This window comes from Acidobacteriaceae bacterium (genome assembly GCA_035944135.1).
In the GTDB taxonomy this organism is placed as follows: Bacteria; Acidobacteriota; Terriglobia; order Terriglobales; family Acidobacteriaceae; genus Granulicella.
Map to the genome: position 1 here is coordinate 1,366,335 of DASZBM010000002.1, position 25,110 is coordinate 1,391,444.

16 protein-coding genes are annotated in these 25,110 nt (G+C 58.8%); 4 read left to right on the forward strand and 12 right to left on the reverse strand.

Going from position 1 to position 25,110, the window contains the following annotated elements; all coding sequences use genetic code 11:
- The first annotated feature begins 6 nt into the window (after nt 1-6).
- The gene (locus VGU25_08385; GenBank protein HEV2577214.1) at nt 7-501 is read left to right on the forward strand and encodes a hypothetical protein; all 495 of its coding nucleotides are present in this window, start codon (nt 7-9) and stop codon (nt 499-501) included.
- Nucleotides 502-573: 72 nt separating this feature from the next.
- Here VGU25_08385 and VGU25_08390 read toward each other — a convergent pair whose 3' ends face one another.
- Nucleotides 574-1,539, reverse strand: coding sequence for an SDR family oxidoreductase (locus tag VGU25_08390; GenBank protein HEV2577215.1), 966 nt, complete (start codon nt 1,537-1,539; stop codon nt 574-576).
- Between the two features lie 215 nt (nt 1,540-1,754).
- Here VGU25_08390 and VGU25_08395 point away from each other — a divergent pair, with 215 nt between their 5' ends.
- Entirely contained in the window at nt 1,755-3,122 is a 1,368-nt protein-coding gene (locus VGU25_08395) for a nucleotide sugar dehydrogenase (GenBank protein HEV2577216.1), read from the forward strand.
- A gap of 97 nt (nt 3,123-3,219) precedes the next feature.
- Here VGU25_08395 and VGU25_08400 read toward each other — a convergent pair whose 3' ends face one another.
- The 7 genes from VGU25_08400 to VGU25_08430 form a co-directional block, all read right to left on the reverse strand.
- Nucleotides 3,220-3,786, reverse strand: a complete 567-nt coding sequence (locus tag VGU25_08400) for a YdcF family protein (protein ID HEV2577217.1) — start codon at nt 3,784-3,786, stop codon at nt 3,220-3,222.
- A 65-nt stretch (nt 3,787-3,851) separates the two neighbouring features.
- Nucleotides 3,852-5,024 (reverse strand): glycosyltransferase, encoded by a 1,173-nt coding sequence (locus VGU25_08405; GenBank protein HEV2577218.1) that lies wholly within the window; start codon nt 5,022-5,024, stop codon nt 3,852-3,854.
- Nucleotides 5,018-6,412 (reverse strand): glycosyltransferase, encoded by a 1,395-nt coding sequence (locus tag VGU25_08410; protein ID HEV2577219.1) that lies wholly within the window; start codon nt 6,410-6,412, stop codon nt 5,018-5,020. The genes VGU25_08405 and VGU25_08410 overlap by 7 nt, the downstream gene beginning before the upstream one ends.
- Nucleotides 6,412-7,350: a hypothetical protein gene (locus VGU25_08415; protein ID HEV2577220.1), complete on the reverse strand. Its 939-nt coding sequence runs from the start codon at nt 7,348-7,350 to the stop codon at nt 6,412-6,414. Before VGU25_08415 ends, VGU25_08410 begins: the two co-directional genes overlap by 1 nt.
- Before the next feature lie 336 nt (nt 7,351-7,686).
- Nucleotides 7,687-8,775, reverse strand: coding sequence for a UDP-N-acetylglucosamine 2-epimerase (non-hydrolyzing) (gene wecB / locus VGU25_08420; protein ID HEV2577221.1), 1,089 nt, complete (start codon nt 8,773-8,775; stop codon nt 7,687-7,689).
- Nucleotides 8,776-8,810: 35 nt separating this feature from the next.
- Nucleotides 8,811-9,701: a glycosyltransferase gene (locus VGU25_08425; protein ID HEV2577222.1), complete on the reverse strand. Its 891-nt coding sequence runs from the start codon at nt 9,699-9,701 to the stop codon at nt 8,811-8,813.
- Nucleotides 9,702-9,785: 84 nt separating this feature from the next.
- Nucleotides 9,786-11,339, reverse strand: a complete 1,554-nt coding sequence (locus VGU25_08430; protein HEV2577223.1) for an oligosaccharide flippase family protein — start codon at nt 11,337-11,339, stop codon at nt 9,786-9,788.
- Between the two features lie 476 nt (nt 11,340-11,815).
- Here VGU25_08430 and VGU25_08435 point away from each other — a divergent pair, with 476 nt between their 5' ends.
- Together VGU25_08435 and VGU25_08440 are read left to right on the forward strand one after the other, a co-directional pair.
- Entirely contained in the window at nt 11,816-12,982 is a 1,167-nt protein-coding gene (locus VGU25_08435) for a glycosyltransferase family 2 protein (protein ID HEV2577224.1), read from the forward strand.
- A 109-nt stretch (nt 12,983-13,091) separates the two neighbouring features.
- Nucleotides 13,092-13,826 (forward strand): acyltransferase, encoded by a 735-nt coding sequence (locus VGU25_08440; protein ID HEV2577225.1) that lies wholly within the window; start codon nt 13,092-13,094, stop codon nt 13,824-13,826.
- A gap of 6 nt (nt 13,827-13,832) precedes the next feature.
- Here VGU25_08440 and VGU25_08445 read toward each other — a convergent pair whose 3' ends face one another.
- From VGU25_08445 to VGU25_08460, 4 genes are all read right to left on the reverse strand, one after another.
- Nucleotides 13,833-14,927: a glycosyltransferase gene (locus VGU25_08445; GenBank protein ID HEV2577226.1), complete on the reverse strand. Its 1,095-nt coding sequence runs from the start codon at nt 14,925-14,927 to the stop codon at nt 13,833-13,835.
- 41 nt (nt 14,928-14,968) lie between these two features.
- Complete coding sequence (locus VGU25_08450; GenBank protein HEV2577227.1) at nt 14,969-16,339, reverse strand: O-antigen ligase family protein; 1,371 nt, start codon at nt 16,337-16,339, stop codon at nt 14,969-14,971.
- Between the two features lie 75 nt (nt 16,340-16,414).
- A complete protein-coding gene (locus tag VGU25_08455; GenBank protein HEV2577228.1) occupies nt 16,415-19,225 on the reverse strand; it encodes a hypothetical protein in 2,811 nt (936 codons plus the stop codon).
- Between the two features lie 315 nt (nt 19,226-19,540).
- Nucleotides 19,541-25,081: a putative Ig domain-containing protein gene (locus tag VGU25_08460; protein ID HEV2577229.1), complete on the reverse strand. Its 5,541-nt coding sequence runs from the start codon at nt 25,079-25,081 to the stop codon at nt 19,541-19,543.
- Nucleotides 25,082-25,110 lie beyond the last annotated feature (29 nt).

Here is a 25,110-nt window from a genome sequence, read left to right on the forward strand (position 1 = left end):
GAAAGCATGCACGATCCAGATTCGTATTACCGGGTCGTCGTTCAGGGGAACGACGGTGCAATCAAGGGTTATGCCGAAAAGGCGCAGTGGACGACCGCGAATGGCGCGCTCACTGGTGAAGACCTGCGTCGGGGCAGCATCCAGCTCACGCGGCTGGATTCGGGCACGATCGAAGATGTTCCGTTGGAAAAGGTGAAAGCTGTTTTCTTCGTCCACGACTTCACGGGCGAGGATCAGCGGCGCGATCTCCGCTTCCATGATCATCTGCCCGCGACTCAGTGCCTTTGGGTGCGCGTGCGCTTCGATGACGGCGAGACGATCGAAGGACTCATCAACAACACGCATGACTTCGTTGTCGGCTCAGGCTTCCTGATGGCTCCGGCGGACACGCTCGGCAATAACTGGCTGATCTATGTGCCCAAGAAAAAGCTAATGGGATTCGAGGTGCTTGGGCTGCGACCGAAGACGAAGAGTCTCTCGATGCTGGATGACCATGCTTAGGAGCGAAGAGTAATTCGTGGTTAGTCGTTAGCCAACGCACGCGCCTTGTTCACTCACTGACCACTTCAAACCTCACGCGCTGACGGCCTGGCCCTTCCGCTGCTCTGAGAGATACCACGCCACGGTCTTCTCCAGACCCTGCTGAAAGTCAGCCTTGGGTTCGTAGCCGAGCTCGGTCCGGGCGCGTTCGATGCTCGCAAGCGAGTGCTTCACATCGCCGACGCGCTCCGGGCCGTACTCGGGCGGCTGTTGGAACCCCAGCGCCGAAGCGATTCCATCGTAGACCTCATTCAGCGTGCGGCTCTTCCCCGTTCCCACGTTGAACACGCGGCCGGTGGCGACCTGGCTAGGCGCCTTGCAGGCAAGCAGGTTGGCGTTGACCGCATTGTCGACAAACGTGAAGTCGCGGCTGGTCAGGCCGTCGCCGAAGATCGTTGGCGTGACGCCGTCCATCATCTTGTAGATGAACTGTGCTATGACGCCCGAGTAGGGTGAGTCTGCCGCCTGTCGCGGGCCGAAGATGTTGAAGTAGCGCAGGCAAACACCCTCGAGCCCGTAGGACTGGAAGAAGGACTGGATGTAGTACTCACAGGTGAGCTTCTGCACAGCGTAGGGCGAGAGCGGACTGGGCAGCATCTCCTCGTGCTTTGGCTGTGTGGGTTGATCGCCATAGGCGGAGGAGGAGGCCGCGTAGACAATGCGGCGGACACCGGCGTCGCGTGCGGCCAGCAGCAGATTCAGCGTGCCATTGATGTTGGACTCGTGGGAGCCCAGAGGGTCCTTTACAGAGCGCGGAACGGAGGCGACGGCGCCCTGGTGCAGCACATACTCGACACCCTTGCACGCAGTACGCAGGCCGTCGGCGTCGCGAAGATCTATCTCATCGAACTTGATGGCCGACCGGATGTCTTCCAGGTTCTCCAGATTGCCTGTTGAGAGATTGTCGATCCCGGAGACCTCGTGGCCTTCCTCAACCAGCTTGTGCGCCAGCGTGGACCCGATAAACCCGGCGATGCCGGTGATGAGAAAACGTGCCATTGCTACCTCTACTCTGCGAGCTCTTCCAAAGTCGCTTTTGCTGATGAGAACGGCTGGTCAGCGCCGGCGACTAGATGCCGTCTCTCGATGCTCTTTTAGACACGCCATACTGCCAATGATGCTTTCGGGTGAATCTCACCTCTCACACAGGTATGGCGGTATTCCACGAGTAGTTTAGACGCTAGTCCTGTGCGAGATGAAATAATTGGAGAACTATGTCGCTTACCAAAGAAGCATCTTTTGCTGAGGCGGTTGAACAACGCCTCGAGGGCCTGAAGAAACGCACCGCGAATGTCGGGGTGATCGGATTGGGGTATGTCGGTCTGCCGCTGTCGCTTCTGTTCGCCGAAGCCGGCTTCGCCGTAACGGGATTCGACATCGATGAGAGAAAGGTCAAGGATCTGGACGCCGGCCGCTCGTACATCTTCCGCATTCCCGCGGAGGAGATCCAGAGCGCGAAGGAGCAGGGCTTCCGCGCCACCAATGATTTTTCCAAGCTGGCGACGCAGGACGCGATCATCATGTGCGTGCCAACGCCCCTGACCGGACACCGTGAGCCAGACCTTAGCTTTATCGAGAACACCGCGCGAGCGGTAGCGCCGTGGCTGCGCGAAGGCCAGCTCGTCGTGCTCGAGAGCACCACCTATCCCGGCACGACGGAAGAGCTGTTGATACCGATCCTCGAGAAGGAAAACACGCAGGGCCTGAAGGTGAAGACCGCGGAGAGCAAAGATAGCGATCGCGTGTTCTATGTGGCGTTCTCGCCGGAGCGCGAGGATCCGGGCAACACGCAGGTAGCGCGCCGCGATATTCCGAAGGTTGTCGGCGGACACGAGCCGACCGCGACGGAGCTCGCTGCAACGCTGTACGAGGGAATCTTCACGCGTGCGGTCCGCGTCTCGTCCACTCGTGTTGCCGAGATGAGCAAGCTGCTCGAAAACATCTACCGCTGCGTGAACATCGCGCTCGTGAACGAGCTGAAGGTGCTCGCGATGCGCATGGGCGTGGACATCTGGGAGGTTATCGACGCGGCCTCGACGAAGCCGTTCGGATTTCATCCTTTCTATCCTGGGCCGGGGCTCGGCGGTCACTGCATTCCTATTGATCCGTTCTACCTGAGCTGGAAAGCCAAGGAGTACGACTTCAACACGCGCTTCATTGAGCTCGCGGGCGAAGTGAACGAGAGGATGCCGGAGTTCGTCGTTGAGAACGTGGCCAAGGCGCTGAACCACCACCGCAAGCCGCTGAACGGATCAACGATCCTGATGCTCGGCATGGCGTACAAGAAGGATATCGACGACCTGCGTGAGTCACCCTCGCTGACCGTTATTGAATTGCTGCGCGAGCAGGGTGCCGAGGTGCTCTACAACGATCCTTACTTCCCCAAAGTGGGTCGTGGACGGCATTACAACCTCAACATGGAATGCACGCCGCTGGAAAAGCTCGGCGATTATGACTGCGTGCTCATCATGACCGACCACTCCGATTACGACTACAAGGACATCGTCCGCCAGTCGCAGCTGGTGGTCGATTCGCGCAACGCAACGAAGGGTATCCAGTCGGAGAAGATCTTCCGCTGCTAGCATCAGGCCCAGGCGGCGCACGCGCGTAATCGCGCTGCGCCGCAGTTTATTCCGTGATTGTTGCAAAATCGCTTGCTTCGGCACGCCGCATTCGCAATTACATCCAGCCTCGGAGCCGGTAGTACACGATCTTGGCAGTCTCAATCGTCATCGTCTGGAAGCCCGAGATGCGGCCATTCCAATGTTCGCTTAGTTTCATCACATCCGGCGCTGGATAAGGAATAACGTCCACTCCTTCGCGTCGAAATAGCCGCTCCGCCCGATACATGTGAAAGTCACTCGTGAGCAGCACCCGAGTTCCCGGAACCCCTTGTAGAAGATGGGCAGTGTCGATCGCATTCTCCCGTGTGGTGGTCGACTGCGGGTCGAGAAGAATCGCACCGGTCGGGATCCCCTCCGCCACAAGGAAATCGCGAATGGATGGGCTGGCCTCTCCGCTGATGACTATGGTCCTGTAGCCGCCGTTTTCCCACGCGAGCAGAGCGTATCGCGCGCGCCAATACGATGAGTACGAAATGAAACCGTGGTCCTCGTTCGCTGCGCTCAGAAGAATAAGGACATCACCCTTCGGCTGGTCCATTGAGCCGGCATAGGCATGGGCCCACCACCTGTCGATGGGTGTCGCCAGCACCAGCACCGTCAGAAGGCCGATTGCAGCCAGCACTCGGCACACCCATCTGCCGATACGATGGTTCGGTCGACGAGTTGCGGCGGCGCCCGAAGCTGAATTCACGCGCGCGCTCCCCGCGAAGCACCTGAGACACTTTCGAAGACATCCATGAGTTCACCCGCGACGGTGCTCCAACTCCGGCTCCAGTGGGCGGAGATGGAGTTTGCATCCCATGAGGTCGCCACCACAGCGTCGAGCGCCTCTGCCAGCGCACTGGTGTCGCGTGGCGGAATAAGGCGTCCGCAAGCATCACTCATGATCTCCGGGATGCCCCCAACGCGCGTCGCCACCACCGGTCGGCCGCACGCCAAGGCCTCGAGCACAACGTTCGGGCAGCCCTCCATATAGCTTGGCAACGTTACGAGGTCGGCAGCAGCCATCCACAGCGCCACATCGTCGGGGCGGCACGGCGGCAGCGCGTGGATGTAGTTGGCAGCACCGGCGCCCTCGATCGCCTGCGTGATCTGCGGCCTGTCGGGACCTTCGCCAACCATGTACACCTGCAGATCCGGTCGATCCATGCGCAGCTTCGCCGAGGCTTCAACGAGCTCGCGAAGCCCCTTCCGCACATCCATGCGGCCGATGTACAGCACGATGCGCGATTCCGCATCGAGTTCGAGCTGCCGGCGAGCCTCAGCTCGATCACGCACGTGGAAGACAGACAGATCGCAGCCGTTCACGATGGCGCGGGACCGCTCTGGCGATGCGCCCATCGCGAGCGCCTTCTCCCGCAGGTCCTCGCTGACGGTCACAAGAAAGTCCGCTTCGCGCAGAACCGTACGCGTGTATTTGGCGGAGATGCGATCCGCGATGCTGTGAATGTCCGAACCGATACCCATCGCGACAAGCGGGACGTGTAGCTTCTTCGCGATCTGCAACGCCGCATAGGAGTCGGGATAAAGAAAGATGCTGAAGATCAGGTCCGGCTGAAAGGCGCGCACGTGCGGCAGCAACGCACTGGCAGCCATCGCCCCATTGAAGGGCCGCGAAAGCAGTGGGATCGCTGGGTAATCGTGATAACTCACGCTAACGCCGGCGGGAGAGTAGTTCTTGTCGAGGCCGTTGTAGAGTCGAGTGCGCGGGCGGAGGAATGACGGATAGGCGGAGTTCGGGTAAAAGACATGGACCTCCGCCTGCAAACTGAGCGCGCGAATCGTCTGATAGGCCGACCGCCCTTGCCACGGCTCGCCGGAGCTTGGAAAGTAGCGGCTGACGACCGCGATCCTCAGCATTCCTGTAAATCCCGAACGAGCGCGGAGCTCGTCTCCGCCGGCTCAGTTCCCTTCCGCCGCCCTGTGATCGCATGCAACAGGTGCGCGTACCGACGCGCAAGTACCGCGCGCTCATACTGAGCGATCCGTTCGGTGTCAGGATGGAATTCCTCGAGCAGCTTGTCCCCGCGATTCACCGCATCGAGCAGCAGATCGCGGATGCCCTCGACGTCGTCGATGCCGGCCCACCATCCGGCGCGCATCTGCTCCAGCAGGTGTCGCGTCTCGCCCTGCGGATGAACCGCGCCGAGAATCGGTTTGCCGCCGCCAACGTAATCGTAGAACTTGTTCCCTACATTTAATGGATCATGGTTCAGCAGCAGAACATAATCCGTCTCATTCATCGCGGCCAGCGCCTCCCGCTGCGGAAGATACCCATAGAGCTCGACCATGTCGCCCAGCCCAAGCAGCGCCTCCTTGAACCTGGGCTCCTCGATGTGGCCGATGAAGCGAAGCTTGAGGCGCGCCTTCACATCAGCCGGAAGCTGCTGAATAGCATCCACGAGCGAACTGGGCGCGGTCGACGGATAGATGGAGCCGACGTGCGTCAGCAGGATTTTACCGTCGTTGCGAGGGGCAACAGTTCCTGCGCGCGTCATCTTGGTTGCGTCGAAGCCGTTGGGAACGAGGTGAAACTTTGAATCGGGCTCCTGCGGATATCGTGAATGAATCTTCTGCCGGGCTGCGTCCGTCACCGTGACGATCGCGGTGGCGTTCGCTACAGTCTCGGCCTCGATTCTGCGCGCGACCTGCTGTGCCCGCGGACTGTCGCTGAACGAAAAACTGACCAGCTCGAACGAAGTAGTGATCCACTCATCGCGGAAGTCGGCGACGATAGCTAACTTCGGAAATTGCTTGCGCAGCTTCTTTATCAATAGAAGATTCGAAAAGGTGGGCACCGTGATGACCACGACGTCAATCTTGCGCTCGCGAATGATGCGCGGAGCCGCGCGCGAGAGCACCGGAAACCACGTGACCTGCGGGTCCGGCAGAAGCACGTTGTCGAACACGCGTTTCAGCAGGCCCGGCTTCTTGTTCTCCTTGGGCGCAACCTGCTGGCCGGTTGCAGGCTTTTTCGACGACTTTGCACCCATCAGGAAACGCTTGATCGCCTTCTTCATTCCGAAGGGCAAATCGAGCGTGAGCGTGCGATGAACTGTGACGGACGACGGAATGTCTTTGAGCAGCGATGCATCGGTCCCGACCGCAGCCGGGTTGCGGGTAGTCAGCACGTCCAGCCGAATACCCTCAGCCGGCAGATAACGCGCCAGGCTGGCGGCCCGCATGACACCTGTGCCACCAACTGGAGGAAAGACATAGCTGACCAGAAGAACGTTAAGTGGTTCCATCAATGGGCCTCGGAAAAACCGGGAGTGAGACTTGAAACAGGCTCGCGCCCGTTGACGATCGCGTCAATCGCAGAGTACATCTGCCACGCGGTCGCCCAGTAAAACTGCATTCCACGGCGCTGCGCCTCTTCCGCAATCCATCTATAAAGATCGGAGAGCCCGTGATTCAGAAGAGGATCCAGATTCCGTTCAACCGCTCCGTGCGAATAAAGCTTGATGAACAGATCATCGCCAATTACGGGTGCCACCTCGAACCACTGTCGCACCCGCTCCCGAGTCGGCATATCGTACCCGGCGATTTCTCCGCCTTCAACGCGCGGCACGAGCCTTTCCCCGAATCGAAGCGCGACCGGACCCGTGATCATCAGCAGATCGCCCTGCCTGCCTTCGCCTTGCACAGCTTCAATGCCATGATCGAAGGATCGGGGACGATTGTCGGGATTGTTGCTGCACCAGTAAATCTGATTGACGATCTGTGATTGAGTGGGTGACGGGATGGATGGCATCGTGAAATCGGCATAACAACCGAGTTCGCTCAGCAGTCCAATCTCACCGTTCAGGCCGCACCATTTCCCATCCGGCCGCGAGTTATCGAGCGCCCAGTTTCCGTGGATGAACCCGAACATCGTGCGGCCGTCCTGCTGCCGCAAAAGTCCATGGTCCTGAGTAAGTCGCCCGCAATATTCGCGGATCTTTTCGGTGAACGCCTCGGGAGTCTCGTGGTCGTGATGGAGATGCACTTCGACATCGCCCACGCCGAGCCTGACAATCTCTGCAATACCGTCGAGCAGATCGCGCCGGTACTCCTCCTGCGGATAGAAGAAGCTGTACTGTGCGGGCCGGCCGCTCGCATCGGCGGGCGCATCGTTCGCAATTCGAGGCCAGCGGTCACGCCAGCGCCCGACGCGTGCAAGCGCCGTCTCGACAGATGCTCCCATACCCCAGGGCTCATAGTGGTCGGTAATGGCCAGCCAGACTCGCTTCGGGTTCAGTTTGAGCGAACGTCGCCGGATTCGGTCCCTGAGATAGGGTAAAAACCAGATTTCAGCATGCCGGGGGAGCTTCATAGGTGATGTAATTTCATCCCTTTACACATGCGGGTGGCCTTGGCTGAAGCTTCAGTATCCGGGAGCCGATGGGCGTTGTCAAAATCAATCGGGCCGTAGAAATCTTCCACGTAAACATGCATCCAGGCGTGCGGTTCTACTACAAAATCGTCACTGCGAATCGAACTGGCATACCTCAATCAGTCCGATCCGCGCCGTTCGCTTCGCCTACGCCCGCGGATTACCGTGCCGGGAAAGAATCTCGGCAATTCGGTCCGAAGCGTGACCATCCCATAGCGGAATTTGCCCAGCCTGTTTGCGATGACCGTTCAGCGCCTTCGCAAACTCCTCACGCAGCAACTTCCAGTCCCGCCCGATCAGCACATTGGTCCCTGAGGTGATCGTGATTGGCCGTTCCGTGTTCTCGCGCAAAGTCAGGCACGGGGTCCCGAGATACGTAGTCTCCTCCTGAATCCCACCCGAGTCCGTAACCACCACCGAAGCGTGCTTCTGCAGCGCCAGAAACTCGAGATACCCAAGCGGCTCCACGGTGCGCAGGTTCGGATTGCACTGTTTCAGCTGCTCCGACCAGCGATCGCGGGTCCTCGGATGCACCGGGAAGATCAAAGGAAGATCGCGGCTGAGTTCGTCCAGCGCCTTCACCATCGGCAGGAAAACGGCCTCATCGTCTACGTTCGACGGCCGATGCAATGTGATCAATCCGAACCGGTCGAGTGACAGTTTCTGCTTCAATTCACCGAAAAGAGCTTCCGCCTTTGGCAGAAATTGCACCAGCGTATCGATCATCACATTGCCAACGAGAAAGACCTTGTCGTCGGGAACGCCCTCGCGCTTCAGGTTCTCGTTGCCGTCGGGCGATGGCGTAAAGAGCAGGTCCGAGAGCTGGTCTGTCACGAGGCGGTTGATCTCCTCAGGCATCTCGCGGTCAAACGAGCGCAGTCCCGCTTCCACATGAGCGACGCGGATTCCGAGCTTTGCACACACCAGTGCCGCTGCGACCGTCGAGTTCACATCGCCGTATACCAGAACGACGTCCGGCTTCCGTGCGAGCACGACCGGCTCAAACTTGGACATGATCGCCGCCGTCTGCTGTGCATGCGATCCGGAACCAACGTTGAGGCTCTCGTCGGGCGCGGGGATCTCCAGCGTTTGAAAGAAGACATCGGACATCTGCGCGTCATAGTGCTGTCCTGTATGAACCAGAACCTGTTCGAATCCGGCCCTCGCCCCCGCCCGATAGACCGGCGCTGCCTTCATGAAGTTCGGTCGTGCCCCGACAACGTGCAGTACTCTCATTTCTTTCTCCTGTTCAATCTATCCAAGCAGAGGTTTTAGCTGGTGGCATGCCGCGAGTCATGCGGCTTTCGCAGTTGATTTCGAGCACTTACGGCTGCTCCGATAAACCGGTGTGGCTCCCAGAGCGGAGAGGGCCATGCCGCCAGCGAGCGCAGCATGTACGACATCTCGCCATCGCGGCCGTTCTCCCGCGCGATGACAGCAGCGCTGTAAAGTTGGACAGCCCGAATTCGTCGGGTCCACGCCCACCGTTCAAATCCACTGAGGTCCGAAACCAGCGTCGAAGGCAGAATCTGTTCCATCGCAGTGAGCATTCGCTGCGGGTCGGTGCTCATGCTCGACGGATAAACGTAATAGCCCGTCAGCGGCTCCGTGACCGCCGAAAAGCTGCCGAGACGGCTCAAACGAACCCACATATCCCAGTCTTCGCATGCGCGAACATCTTCGCGAAATCCGCCGGTCTGAAGCAGCGCGTCGCGCCTCGCCAATACTGAAGAGGGCGTGATCGGGTTGGCGTAGCGCAGCATCTTGACTGCCTTGACCGGATCCACTGCGGGGCATGACTGCCGAACGCCGTCATCACTGAATATCTGGATACCCGTGTAAACCAGCACCGTTCCGGCTTGGACACAATCCGCCTGCGCACGCAGCTTGTCCGGTGACCAGCGGTCGTCCGCATCGAGAAGGCCAATCCACTCTCCTGTCGCGTGTTGAACGCCGGTATTTCGCGCTGCAGAGAGTCCGCCATTAGGCCGGCTAACAACAGTAGCTCCAAGCTTCGTCGCTGTGGCGGCCGTATCGTCCTTCGATCCGTCATCGACGACGATCACCTCAGCCGGAGAAAGCGTCTGAGCGAAGACCGACTCGAGACAGCGCGGAAGAAAATGAGCGGCGTTATAGGCCGGAATGACGACACTGATCTTCACGCCGACCCGCCTCGCCCCGCCGCTACAAGGATCGCCACCCACCGAAACGTGGATGTCGCAACGGCTTTACGATCTCGAATGCGCTTAAACATTGCTCGGAGTTGGGTTTGCCAGTTCCGCTCGCATCAGAACGGCGATGATCTTGTGCACCGGCGCCGCAAGACGCGCGGGTAGCATGCCTGCAAGAACGACAAGCCGCGCGTGGTCCTCGGGCTCAAGAACTCGAAGCAGATAGAAGAGCACGAGCAGCGTTGCGAGCGCAGCCGTGCCTCCGATGATGACTCCCCACAGCGGCGCAAACGGCACGCTCGCGAAGTGGGCTACAGCCGAGGCGATCACGCTGATCAACGTAATCTTAGCGGTCTGCCACCATGGCATCTTGATGTGGTACATACGAATGGCGATCACCCACATGGTCCCCACCGCCGTCACCTGGGCAGCACCGCTTCCCAGGCAGGCGCCGACCGCACCGTGTCCTCGCCTGATCAACAGCCATGCGACGCTGAGGTCGACGATGCCCGCGAGCACGGTCGCCCAGATCACGTACTTCTGGCGCTCACAGCTTTGCAAAAGATTCTGCACTGGTCCAATGAACGCCTTGGGCATACACAGCAACGGAGCCAGCGTAACAACCATCGCTGCGCCCGCGTACTGCTTACCATAGAAAACGAGTAACACCGGAAACGCCAGTGACACGGCGATGAAATGCACCGGGATCGAAGAAAGAGCAAGGTAGCGGAAACTCGCCGCCGTAATCGCCGGCAGTCGAGACTTGTCTCGGCCGTACTGCGCGAAGATGGTTGCCCCTGCCGCAGATCCGAACACAGCCGAGGTAATCAGCAGCCGCTCCGCCATACTGAACGCCACCGAGTAGAAAGCGATCTGGCGTATGTCAGAGCAGAGGTGCTTGAGCAGGATAAACTCGGAGCGGTCCCAGACCACCATCGCCAAGATCATCGTCGCGATACTCTGCCACGCAAACGTCATCATTCGCTGAGGAAGGCCATACGGCTCAACGTGCGCCTTTGGCCACCGGGCGATGCGTGCCGTCGTCGGGATGAACCGAACCAGGCAGTCAACGAGCCGCGTTAGAAGCACCGACGCGCCGTAACCGATGACACCCCAGTTAAAGATCGCCGTAGCGAGAATCGCCACGAAGAACACCAGGATGGAGATGACCGAAGCCGGCAGGTTGTACTGCAACTCTTCCGTTGCGACGTTGGCCTGCGCAGGAATCGAATTGATCATTGAGGGCAGGATGCTGAGTACTATCAGCACCGATGCAAGCTTGTATCCGTTGCTCGCATCTCCCAGCACCCAGATCGTTATGCCGGTCGTTGCCAGCACCGAGAGGCCCACCTGGAGCCAAAGTGTCTTGAAGTAGATGTAGCGCGCTGTCCCCTGGTCGGACATCCCCAGGAACTCCGCCATGTATTTCTGTGTCGTCGCCGGGATTCCGAGGCTGCCCAGGCTGGCCACAAACGACGCGATAACTGCCACATAGATCAGGTAGCCCATCTTCGACGGCCCGAGGGTCCGGGCAATCGCAACAGACGTGAACAGTGTGACCAGCGCACTGATGATGTTCTCGAGCCCGTACCAGCCGGTGTTTTTCGCGATAATCTTTGTGTTCGACATGTCTCTGCTTGCCGGTCTGGCGTGGCGAGGAATCCTGATCTCAGGGGCGAAACCACAATTCGGGGGTCACTTCATTGCTTCGGAGCCTTCAGGCCGCCCTTGTACCCCACAAACGTCCGCAATTCCGCCTCAACGCTGAGCCCTCCAGGGAACAAACCCGGCCATCTTCTTCGCCATTGATCCACCTCATCATAGCATCGGCGAATCAAGGAAACCCCTTACTATCGTGCGTACTAACGTGCCGTAAAGCTGTGATTGACAAGGCTGTGCACCGAACCCGATCATGATCTTCAAGCGCACAGCGTTGCCCTTCGCATATGGCACGTGAGTTCGACACATTCAGGTTTTGATGCGCATATCGCTTCAATCGGCTGCGGACGCTCGGTTTCCCGCAATCAGGTCAACAACATCACTCCTCTGCCCATCGCGTCTGAGTCACATCTGTCCGCCGGGTACGCCGGACGGAGACGCATAACGTGAAGCTCGTATTCTGGCTCTCGCTCACTGGAATCCTCTATACGTACATCGGTTATCCGCTGATCCTGTGGGTGCTCGCGCGCGTTCGTGCCCGCCCCTGGACTCCGGCCCCGATTCACCCCAGCGTTAGCATCGTCCTCGCCGTCCGAAATGGTATGTCGCTGCTCGAGTACAGAGTCCAGCAGCTCCTGAGCCTGGACTACCCGAATCTGCAAGAGCTCATCGTCGTCTCCGATGGCTCTACGGACGGGACGGCAGATTTTCTCTCTGCGCAGAAGCTCCCCAGGCTTCGCGCGATCATCCTCCCCGAGCATGGAGGCAAAGCAACAGCCGTCAATGCGGGCATCGCACAGGCTACGGGAGAGCTGATCGTGTTCGTCGATCTCCGGCCGGAGATCGCTCCCGGCGCCCTGCAACAATTAGTAAGCAACTTTGCAGATCCGCAGATCGGATGCGTCGCGGGAGAGTACGTGCTCGCGCGCAATGACGAGGCCGACGGATCAGCCTCGGTCGGCCGTGCATACTGGCTCTATGAGCAGTGGCTCAGAAACCGCGAAGCCGGCATCGATTCAGTCGTTGGGGTTCCAGGATGCTTCTACTCTGTGCGCCGAGCGCTCGCGACCCGGCAACCGCCTGGAATCATCCTGGATGATATGTTTCAGCCGCTCGCCGTAGTTCGCCAGGGTTATCGGAGCGTCGTCGACCCGAAGGCGCTTGTTGTCGATAAATGGCCCCCAAAAATCGAAGGTGAATTCCGCCGCAAGGTGAGGACCCTAGCAGGCAACTTCCAGCTTGTCGCACTTGCTCCGTGGATCCTGTCAGGCCAGAATCGGATCCTTTTTCAGTTCTTCTCGCACAAGCTGATGCGCCTGCTTGTGCCGTACCTGATGGTGTTGCTGCTCATCTCCTCTGCTGTGCTTGCCAGGACTTCCACGTTTTTTGCCGTATTGACGGTGGTGCAGGTGGTCGGTTGTCTGCTTGCAATCGTCGGCGGCCGCTATAAGATTCCGCTCGTAAGCCGAATAGCCGGTCCGGCCAACGCGCTGCTTGTTCTGAATGCAGCAGCAGTGGTTGGGCTGTACAAGTTCCTCTTCACACGTGGGCCTCTGTGGAAGATCTGGACGACGGGAAGATCAACCGATGTCGCCTCTCCGGGCATGACGTAGCTGCCGATCACCCTCTACCCCCGAGGAGCAGTCCGATGCGCTGTGATTGCAGAGTGTTAACAATCAAGCTCGGAGTAGCCGAGCCGAACAAGAGCAGATCATAACGCCGATGAACAATCTGATCCTGAAGATCAAACGAGCTGAAACTCCCTTTTATGCCAGGCTCAAAGCAATCGCGAAGGCTCTTCTAACCCTTCAAATTCCTGTCCCAAGAGCTCTTGATCCCATCTTCAAATTCATCCAGTACTGGCGCCAGACGAGGTATGAAATCGGCGAGCGGCTCAGCGTCGCATTCTTTCGCTATCCGGTTCTGCGGGCCATGTGCGCCTCGGTCGGCAAGCGCCTACAGATGGAGCGCATCCCGAGCATCACTGGCGCAGTAAAGGTCTACATCGGAGATGATGTCTACCTCTCCGGCGCGCTGAACGTAGCCGGAGGGCGGATCTTCGATAGTCCCGAGCTGAAAATCGGCAACCGAACATTCATCGGTTCCAAATGCATCTTCGCCGTTGCTCGGCTGATCGAGATCGGCGACGATGTCCTGATTGCCTCCGAATGTTCCGTGTCCGACTACTCCGGCCACCCATTGGACCCCGACAAGCGGGCCGCCGGCGTGCAGGTCGCTCCCGAAGACGTTCGTCCCGTACGGATCGGCAACAAGGCGTGGCTAGGACGAGGAGCCATCGTTCTGCCAGGCGTGACCATCGGGGAGGGTGCGGTGATCGGGGCCGCTGCGGTCGTCACCAAAGACGTTCCGCCGGGCCACATCTGCGTCGGCAATCCAGGAAGGCTGCTTACGAGAACCGTCTATGATGCACCGGTCCGAGTTGCAAAAGCCGAGTAGCAGACCTTAGCCGCCAGCCTTCCGCCGTGCTCCGCGCGTTTTTCGATAAAGCTCGACATACGCGTCCACCATGCCAGGCAGCGTGAAGTGCGACTCGTATGCCGCCGCCGCGTTCGCAGAAAACTGCTTGCGCCGCTCCTGATTCGCCGCAAAATCCAGGATGGCCGCCGTCATCGCCTGGCCGTCCGTCACGGGGACGACTGCCCCGCCATCTGCAAACCGCACGACCTCCGCCATTCCGCCGACATCCGTGACAATCGCCGGCAATCCAATCGAGAACGCCTGCAATAAGGACATCGGCAGCCCTTCCGAGACAGACGACATCACAAAGGCATCCGCAGCAGAGAAAAAACGCGCGACCTCAAGCTGTTGCCCCCAGAACGTCACGTTCGATTCAAGTCCAAGCTCCTTCGAAAGCTGCTCCAGCGAAGCCCGTTGCGTTCCGTCCCCCACGACCCACAACTGAACACCTGCGTTTTGATGAACCGCATTGCGTACTGCTTCGAGAAGAAACGGCAGATTCTTCACCTGCTCCAAACGTCCCACAAACAGCAGCGTGAAGCCACTCTTTATCGGCCAACGTTCCTCAGGCGCGCGCTGCACAGGAACCGTGCCGTTATAGACCCGCACAATCTTGCTTGCAGGCGCGCTCCCAGCATCCTTAATGTTGTTTACCGTCGCATCGCAAATGCCCACAATCCAGTCGCAGAATCGTGCCGCGAAAGCGTACTTACGCTCCATAATGCGGTCGCGAGGCGGCGCTACAAGACTGTGCCGCGTGGAAATCACGCTAACCGCTCCCGCGAGCCTTGCGGCCGGAGCAGCATAGATTGTCGGCGTAGGGTTGTGCAGATGAACAACATCCGGCCTGAACGCTCTAAAGAGCCGCAGAAACCCTACCGTAGAATCGACCAGCTTCCGGCCTACCTCTGCCTCTACACGGAAACCCTCCGCCAGCATGCGTTCGCCTAACGCGCCGAGCTTTGCGATCGCATACACTTGCGGATCGTGTCCCTCCTCGCGTTGCAGACGACACATCTGTGCAACCAGCGTCTCGGCGCCGCCCACCTCCATGCTGTCAACTACGTGGACGATCTTCATGCCTTGAGACCGCCGGCCGCTGCGCTCTTCACTTGAACCTTTCAGTGCGTCAGGTTAACGATACGCAACACGACGTACATCATCACAACCAGCCCTACCGCCATCATTCCGGAGTACTTGAAGACGCGGCCGAATGGCAGCCTGTCCGGCACCATGCCCCGCTGGCGCGCCATCTCATAGATCGCTTCCGTAAAGCCCGCCAGAAGAAAGAGCGTCAGAATATACGCCCGCGAGAGGAACCACCCTGTAACAAGAAATCCCGTGAACGAAAGCACCAGCAGCCGGGCGAACTTTGTAATTTCCGCCTCGTCCGGAACATTCAGGCTAGCCGGAGCCAAAGGGAAAGAGGTATCCGACGAAACCACTGGTTCCCGTTCAATTGCATTCTTTCGGAACGCAACGCTTGTAGCATCCCTCAAGCTCGGCAACAGAAACAGCGACCAGAAGAAGAGCCCGCAGAATCCAAGCTCCGCGGCGCAGACAACAATGGTGTTGTGAGCGGTGTGGCCAAAGTACTCGGGCATCTGACCGAATCCGACACCGAACACAGGATGAGTCTTGAGCAACTGCAGGCCATCGCCCCAAAGCGCCGTGCGATCCTCTCCTGCACTGGTGGAGATATCCCGTCCTCCGGCAAAGTTCGTGGTCGAGGCGGCGACGAAGAGAAGGCCCGCCAGTAGAATCGCCGGAACAGTGCCTATCTTCCTTCGAGCTGCCACGAGAATGATGGCAAGCACTCCAAGAATGGCCCCACGTGAGTGCGTGAGATACATCCCCCAAATCAGCACGCCCACAGGCACCAGCACGAAGAAGAAGTTTCGCACTGCTCTCTTGCGTTTCCAGAAGAAGAATGTAAGCGGAAGAGTGCACACGATAATCTGTGCAAAGTCATTCGGATCGGCGATCTGCCCCTTGCCTCGCAGCCTGTAGAACCACTCGCCTTTGGAATTACTCATGCCGATAAAGTAGCTATCGGGCATGTCTACATTCTCAGCCGCTTGTCCCTGTGGCATACCCTGGCGCTGTTCGCGCATTCCTGCGCCGATCACGAAGAAGCAGACAAACAGCATGAGCAGCACAAGGACCTGCAACTTCCCCTTCGACCTGCAATGGATATACACAAGGAAGTAGGCGATTGCGTTTGGGATGAACAACAGAATGGCAGTCAGTCCGCCACCTGCCCAGTGGGCACCCACCAGAACCGACATGAAGGTTGCGAACGCCAACCCTATTAGCGCCGGGCTCTGTGCTGTCTTGAAAACATTACTGCGCAGCAGAGCGGGGAGCGATACGACGATCAAAATGATCGCGAGAATCAACTCCACGCGGAATTGAGCCACCTGGTTGCCAAACATAACCTCTGGCGTGAGGTAGTACGTCAGAAAGTAAAGGATGCTTAGAAAAAATCCCATCAGTCAGCGGTTTGGCTATCCCGTCCAAAACAGAATACAGTACGGCCCAAAAGCATCTCTAGACCGGCATTGAGCTCAATGAATTGCTGAGATTGTGATGCTTCCCTGGCCATCTGCGTGAAACGTCAGGACGCCGGCATTGTCCGCCGTTGCCCGCTCCGGAGCGCCTGCCCCCGAAATCGCGTACGACATGTTCGGTGCGAGATCCGCAACATACTGCGTCGTCGCTCCGGAAGCTGGATAGGACATCGTTGTAAAATTCGCCGACCGTTCACGCATGAACATCGCTATTGACGAGCCGACCAGAGCTCCTTCAAAGTTCTTTCCGCCGCTGGACACGACCAGCGACGGCGCCGTTGCTGAGAAGTTCGTCGGCCCCCACTGCAAAACGCTCAGGAACCTTGCCGATCCAATATTCCCCGCGTCCACCTTTATCCGACCGTAGATCTCCCAATCATTCTTGGCATCTCCATCGTCAAAGGTCTTCTCCAGTTCCGGCGCTTTGCCCGAAGGCGCCAGGGCCGTCCAATACACCTTCTGCCGCCCGGAACGTGTTAGCCACGAAGCCGTGTTCCCTTTGAAGCTGGGCTGGCCCGTTGTGATCAGATAGTTTGCCTTGTCCCATGCATTCGAGCCCGTCTCTCCGCGGTCGTAATAGATCACTTCGTTCAATCGGCGCAGATACACCAGGGACCGTGAAGCTGCCGTTACGTCTCTAAAGTGGGCGTACACTCCCCATGCTCCGTCGTATGCATTGCGGTCGTCGGCAATCGCGGCAACATAGCCGGGTAACTCCGCGTGACGAAGCGTTGTCAGGCCAGCCTCGTAGCCATGCCACAACTGCCCTCCATCCGTTAGAGCCTGATTGAAGCTGCACCACGGGTTTGCCGTACACCACGTCTGACCCGGAAACTGGATGAGCATTACGGAGTTCTTGTTCCGCGCCAGACTGAACTCGTCGTTGTAGTCGTTGAATTCCATCCGGCCTTTCGTGATGTACTCACCATGGCTGTAGAGGTCGAATCCGCCGCAGAACTGGTGCTCGTGATCAATCTGTGTGTTCGTGCAGTAATCCGAGAAAATCGTGTTTGCTCCGATGGTCCAGTCATCCCGCACAACAATGTGCTGATTCCCCGCGTCATACCAGTCCGTTGGCAATGACGCCCGCGTATCAGTCAGATTCGTCAGGTCCTCCGCTGTAAGCGTAACGAAAAGGTTAGGCGTGATGCGCGATCCATAGTCATTACCCAGTTCACTGACGATCCCGCAGTAGAACTTACAGGCTCCGACCTTTCCGTCAGCCATTCCAAACGCTGAATTCATCAACAGCCATTTCAACGCAGCCGTGCGGTCGGTTCTGCCTACATAGGAATCTGCCTCCAGCATCGCGGCTTCCGCCCCGTAGCCGGACGGATAGATAAAGTAAGACAGTGAGTCGCCATCAGTTATGAAGTTCCAGTGCCCCTTGTCGTCTGGAGTACCACTAAGACCAGTAAGCAAACTTATATCGGCCACATAGCGCAGATCCCAGTAGCTCATCGTGTGAAGGCTCATCTGCGGCCCGTATCGCAGCGGATCGTCATAGCCTGCCGTATGAATCGCATTCAGCGCCCACATCAGTTTCTCGATCGAGCTGCCATAACTTGTACCTTCGCTGGACTCACCTCCCCGCGCTTGCCCAAGACAAGGCATCGGTATGTGCCACAGCGTATTGCACATCGGCTGAGAGGCAAGGTTGTTGAACGCCGCGTTATAGGCCGGTTGCACAATGCCGGCATCTTCCATGTTCGCCCAGTCCTTGTAGAGCATGCCGCCGCTCACATAGCTCCAATACGCGTGCAATGATCCAGCCGTACCGTCGGGGCACACCTGGTACCGCGTCGCATTGCACGTATTCGACAGCGGCGGATCGTCCGTGGGGTTGTCATTAAACGTCAGCGCTGCCGCTGTAAGAAGCAGGATCTTCGCATGCGTGTAGTTATTCCCCATCCCACGCATGATCGTCGACGAATTCTCGCTGGACTCCTCAAACTGCGCAGGCGAATTGTACTTACCTATCACCGCCAGATTGCCGTTATAGATATTGTTGATCTGCTCGAACGCCAGCTTCGCCAGGTAGTGCCGAGTCACATTCATGTCCGAGGGCGTTAGATAGTCTCCCCCAAGCAGATAATCAGCCGTGAACGCGAACTCTCTTGCACTGTCTGCCCAGTGATTTCCCTTTCCAAGATCGAGCGACCCGCTTATCACGTATCCGATCATTGTCATGAACACATCGCGTCCATAACATCCCCACTGATCGCGCTCCTGCTTCGTCGGCGCGATCTCTGACATCATGGCAAAAATGAACGCATCGTTTTCTTTATAGCTCTGCGACTGATCGGAACTCGGATGGCCCGATCCACCTTTGCACGTCCAACTCCAGATACCTGCGTCCCTCTCGAGAGAGCTGCCGGCCTTTCCCTTGATGCTCTCGTACAAAGGATTCTTTCCAACCGCCTTCGCTCTCAAACGCGGCAGCATCTCGACGGTGAGGCCCAGCCGCGGATGCGTTGTTACCGGCTGCGGCGACTCCGTGAAACTGATCTCTGAAGAGCCCGACAGCGAATGGTCAGCGTTGCTCGTAGCCGTTAGCGTATATTTTCCGGCCGTATCGCTGACAAGTGCGATCGTGCACGGCTCATCTATCGCGCACGAACTGCCGCCCACAATCTTGCCCCCTGAAGCCGTCCAGGTAACCCTCCTGTCGTTGATGCCTGTAACGATCGCCGTAACGCTCTGATAGGTGCCGCGAGGAGCAACTGCAACTCGTGGATACACAAAGATCTTCTGCGCCACAGTAATTTGACAAAAGACGAGAAGAATCACGCTCGTGAGCTTGGACATAACAACAGCATCTCTTTTCTTCCGGGATCGAATTCGACTGGCGCGAAGTCTTGCGAATCTCCACTTCACTGCTCGCTACTCTCAAAGAACAGCCGCACAGCTATATTGCGGGCCACCTCCGATTTGCTCGCATGCTATCACGCCTCCATACGGCTTATGTTTCGGGCACCTCCGCACTTCGCGCTTCTGTTAATTGATAGACCTGACTGGACTGGCAGAATGAAAAAAGGCGCCCGGGTCTTTACAAACTCAGGGCGCCTTCTCTCAACACACTTCCGAGGGACCTGTCGTTGGTCTGGCAGGTCCATAGATCGTCTAGCTACCGCTGGGTGAGATCGTTATATTTCCTGACCCGCTCGCGCTGAACGTGAGGACACCAGCGTTATCGGTGGTTGCAGTGGAAGGCGCACCTGCTCCGGATATGGAGTAAGTCGTGTTTGGCGTAAGGTCAGACACATACTGAGTGGTAGCGCCGGATGCAGGATAGGTCACGCTCGTGAAGCTTGCTGGCCAATCATGCATGAACATCACCACCGTAGATCCAACCAGAGCTCCCTCAAAGCTTGTGCCCGAGGTCGAGGTTACTTGTGTGGACGCCGTCACCGACGACCCCGCAGGACCCCATTGCAGAACGCTCAGGAACCGCGCCGTGGCTACGCTCCCTGCGTCGATCTTCATCCGCCCATATATCTCCCAGTCACGCGCAGCGTCTGCGTCCGTATACGTGGTATCGAGGGAAGGAGCCGTCTGCGCCGGCTCAACCGCCGTCCAGAACACCTCCTGCTTACCCGATCGTGTAGGCCATGATGCGGTGTTCCCTGTGATCGTGGGCGCCCCGGTTGCAACGAGATAGGTTGCCTTCTCCCAGGCGTTCGACCCCGTGTCGCCGCGATCATAGTAGATCACCTCATTCTGTCCGCGCAGATAGATCAGGGAACGTGAAGCCCCCGTCACACCATTGAAGTTGCTGTAGACGCCCCATGCGCCGTTGAACGCATTATGGTCGTCAACGATGGCCGCAACATATCCGGGCAGTTCAGAGTGGTAGAGAGTTGAAAGCCCCGACTCATAGCCATGCCAGAATTGGCCTCCATCAGTGGCCGCCTGATTGAATGTGCACCAGGGGTTAGACGTGCACCATGTCTGCCCCGGATACTGAATCAGGTCGAGATTGTTCTTGTTCCACGCCGCGCTGAACTCATCGTTATAGTCGTTGAACTCCATTCGGCCCTTCGTGATGTACTCGCCCTGGCTGTACAGGTCGAAGCCACCGCAGAACTGATGCTCGTGGTCGATCTGCGTATTCGTGCAATAGGACGAGAAGATCGTGTTCGCGCCCGTAGTCCAGCCGCCATCCCGCACCACGATGTGCTGATTGCCTGCGTTGAACCAATCGGTAGGCAGAGTGGTGCGAGGATCGGTCAGCTGGCCTGTGGGGTCCGGCGCCGAAGAGATAAACAGGTCAAGCGCAACCGTGGAAGCGTAATCATTGCCCAGTTCGTTCACGATGCCGCAGTAGAATTGGCAGTTCCCCACCGATCCATTTGCACCTCCGAAGGCGCTGTTGGCAACCAGCCATTCCAGGCCGGCAGAGTCATCTGTTCTTCCAACATAAGCGTCAGCCGACAGCATCGCGGCCTCGGTGCCCATGCCGGATGGGTACAGATAGTAGTTCAGCGAGTCGCCATCCGTCAGGTAGTTCCAACGCGACTGGTCCGTCGAAACACCGCTTCGGCCCGTCAGTTGGGTCAGGTCTGACACATAACGCAGATCCCAGTAGCTCATCGAATCCATGCTCATCTGCGGTCCGTACAGCAAAGGATCGTCATAACCAGCCGTATGAATTGCGTTCAAAGCCCAACGCAGCTTCACAATCGAGGCACCGTAGCTCGTTCCCTCGCTCGACTCACCGCCGCGCCCTTGTCCCAGGCACGAAGTAGGGGTGTGCCAGGCCGTGTTGCATGTTGGGGTGCTGCTGAATCCATAGGCGGCCTGAACCACGGAAGGGTCTTCCATGGTAGCCCAGTCTTTATACAGCATCCCGCCGGACACATACGTCCAGTAGGCGTGCAGCGATCCAGCCGTCCCGTCAGGGCAGACCTGGTACCGTGTCGCATTGCAGGTATTGGTGAGCGGCGGATCGTCGGTGCTGTTGTCGTTAAACGTAAGGGCGGCCGCTGTCAGAACGAGAATTCGAGCGTGCGTGTAGTTATTTCCCATCGACCGCATTCCCGTGATCGACCATTCACTCGTCTGGAGGAATTGAGCATTGGAGTTGTAGTCGCCAATCTGTGCCAGCGCACCGTTGTAGATGTCATTGATCTGATCGTAGGCCAGCATCGCCAGATACGCGCGGACTGTGGTCTGGTCGGAAGCACTCAGGTACCCGCCGCCCATAAGCCAATCAGCCGTAAGCGCCCATTGAAGTGCACCATCTGCCCATCGATTCCCCTGCAACAGGCCGATCTCACCATTGAGCACGTAACCGATGTTCGTCATGAACACATCGCGAGCTGCGCACCCGTATTGCTGCCGCGTAGCCTGACTGTTATCAAGCAAGCCCACGATCGTCATCCACCAGGCATCATTCTCCCGGTAGTTCGCGCTCTGATCAGACGTTGGTCCTGAACCGCCGGAGCACCCACTCCCGTTCCACGTCGAGAACGTCCAGATGGACGAATCGCTGGAATAGTAGCGGCTCGCCAGGGCCTGGAGGCCGGCGTACGCTGGGTTGGCGCTGGTTGCATTTGCCTGCAACGCTGGCAGCATCGAGGAGGTCACCAGGAAGCGAGGGTGATCCGTTCTCTGAACCGGCGATGCCGTCATGGTGATCGTCGAGGTCGCCACAATCGAGTGGTTCGCGTCGCTCGTCGCAGTCAGGTGATACGTACCGGTTGAAGTCGAGTAGAGCGCCACCGTGCAGGGCTCATTCGCCACGCACGGGTTCGTTCCGACAATCGTGCCTCCATCCGTCGTCCATGTCACCGTCTTGTCGTTTACACCCGTCACGATCGCAGTCACCGTCTGGTATGAACCGCGCGGCGCAACCGGCGCCTGTGGGAACACGTAGATCTGGGCGCTGCCAGGCGTCGCCGGAGCATTGATCGTGATCGACTCCTGCGCCGTCGCCGTCGCGGTTGGAGACTCGCTATCCGACACGGAAACCGTGAAGCTGGAGGTCCCCGTCGCTGTCGGCGTACCCGAGATCAAACCTGCGCTCGACATCGACAGTCCTGCCGGCAAACTGCCCGAAGCCACCGACCATGAGTACGTCGGAGTTCCTCCGCTCGCACTAACCGTGGCCGAATAATTGGTGCCTGTCGTGCCATAGCTCAACGAAGTTGTCACCACCGCAAGCTGCGACGACGTAACCGCAATCGACTCCTGCACCGAAGCAGTCTGTGTTGGCGATGAGCTGTCCGTAACGGCAACGGTAAAGGTCGACGTTCCCGTTCCTGTCGGCTTACCCGAGATCACGCCGCCGCTCGACATGTTCAAACCCGCCGGCAGGCTACCCGACGAAATCGACCACGTATAGCTCGGTGTACCGCCCGTCGCGTTCAGCGTCGTGCTGTACGAACTTCCCGTCTGCGCAGCACCCAGGCTCGTCGACGTAATCGTCAACTTGCTCGCCGCCGCACCTACCGCAATCGATTCCTGCTGCGATGCCGTCGCCGATGCGCTGTCCTTCACCGCAACCGTGAACGTCGCCGTTCCGGTCGCCGTCGGCGTTCCCGAGATCACACCGCTGCTCGACAGAGTCAGCCCCGCCGGCAGACTGCCCGACGAAATCGACCACGTGTAGCCCGGGGTTCCACCCGTCGCGCTTAGCGTCGCACTATATGAGCTTCCATCCGTTGCCGCGGCCAGGCTCGTCGTCGTAATCGTTGGGCTGCCGCCGATCACTTGGATCGATTCCGGCTGCGATGCCGTCTGTGCAGGCGATCCGCTGTCCTTCACCGCAACCGTAAACGTCGACGTGCCCGATCCCGTCGGCGTTCCAGAGATCACGCCTCCGCTCGACAGGTTCAGTCCAGCCGGAAGGCTGCCCGACCCGAGCGACCATGTGTAGCTCCCCGAGCCTCCCGTCGCGCCCAGCGTCGCAATGTACGAGCTGCCGTTCTTCACAGACGCCAGGCTCACCGTCGTAATCGTCAGCGTACCTGCGGAGACGGTGATCGATTCCTGCGCCGTCGCCGTCAGCGATGCGCTGTCCTTCACCGCAACCGTGAACGTCGAAGTTCCCGTCGATGTCGGCGTGCCCGAAATCACACCCGCGCTCGACAGAGTCAGACCCGCCGGCAGGCTGCCCGACGAAATTGACCACGTGAAGCTCGGTGTTCCGCCGCTGGCGCTGAGAGTCGCCTTGTACGAGCTTCCACTCGTTGCCGCGGCCAGGCTCGTCGTCGTTATCGACAATGCCGCACCAGAAACCGTAATCGACTCCTGCAACGATGTCGTCTGTGCAGGCGATCCACTATCCTTCACCGCAACCGTGAATGTCGAAGTTCCCGTCGATGTCGGCGTGCCCGAAATCACACCTGCGCTCGACAGAGTCAGACCCGCCGGAAGGCTGCCCGAAGAAATCGACCATGTGTAGCTCGGCGTTCCACCCGTCGCGCTCAGCGTCGCGCTGTACGAGCTTCCCTTCGTTGCCGCCGCCAAACTCGTCGTCGTAATCGACAATCCGGCCGCAGAGACCGTAATCGACTCCTGCGCCGTCGCCGTATGCGTGGCGCTGTCCTTCACCGCCACGGTAAACGTTGACGTTCCCGTCGTTGTCGGCGTCCCCGAAATCGCACCCGCGCTCGACAAAGTCAAACCAGCCGGAAGGCTGCCTGACGAAATCGACCACGTGTAGCTCGGCGTTCCGCCCGTCGCGCTCAGCGTCGCGCTGTACGAGCTTCCCTTCGTTGCCGCCGCCAGGCTCGTCGTCGTAATCGACAACGCCGCCGGAGAGACTGTGATCGACTCCTGTGCCGAAGCCGTACGCGCGGCGCTGTCCTTCACCGCGACTGTAAACGTCGACGTGCCTGCCGTTGTCGGCGTGCCTGAAATCGCACCGCTGCTCGACAGGACCAGTCCCGCCGGAAGGCTGCCCGACGAAATCGACCATGTATAGCTTGGAGTTCCAGCCGTCGCGCTCAGCGTCGTGCTATATGTCGCACCCACCTGTGCGGCGGGCATCGTTGTCGTGGTGACGCGCAAAGCCGACGAACTTGTCGCTGCACTCACCAGGAGCGAAAACGTAATCGTCTTCGTCAACATGTGCGAGTCCGTAACCGTGATGGAAAACGTGTAGGACCCGCTGGCTGTCGGTGTGCCCGATAGTACCCCGGTGGTGGAAAGGGTCAGCCCAGCTGGAAGCGTACCTGAGGAAACCGTCCATGTATAGGGAGAATTGCCGCCGCTCGCGGTAAAGGTGTCCGTATAAGCAACTCCAACCTGTCCGCTCGGCAGGCTCGTCGTCGTGATCCCGAGCGAATTTCCGTTGTCCGGCGCACTCGTCACGGTCAGCGGAACCTGATTCGAAGATGCCCCATCGCTGTTCCGCACCTGCAGCTGCGCCACCGCGGGCTGCGCCAGTGTCGTGCCGCTGATATTTGCCGCCAGCGTCGTTGAATTTACAACTGTCGTCGGCACCGCCGTGCCGTTCACTGTTAGGGCGGCCTGCGACTCAAAATTCGCGCCCTGCACTGTCACCGTCACGTTCGGCGTGCCGGCCGTTACCACCTGCGGCGAAACCTGGTTGATCGACGGGCTGACCATCGCCATCACCGTTACTCCGGACCCACAACCGGAGCACAACAGGCTTACAACAACCCCGAACGCCACAACCGTGGCCAAAAACTTCATCCGCATACCGAACCCTCTGGATGCGCCGC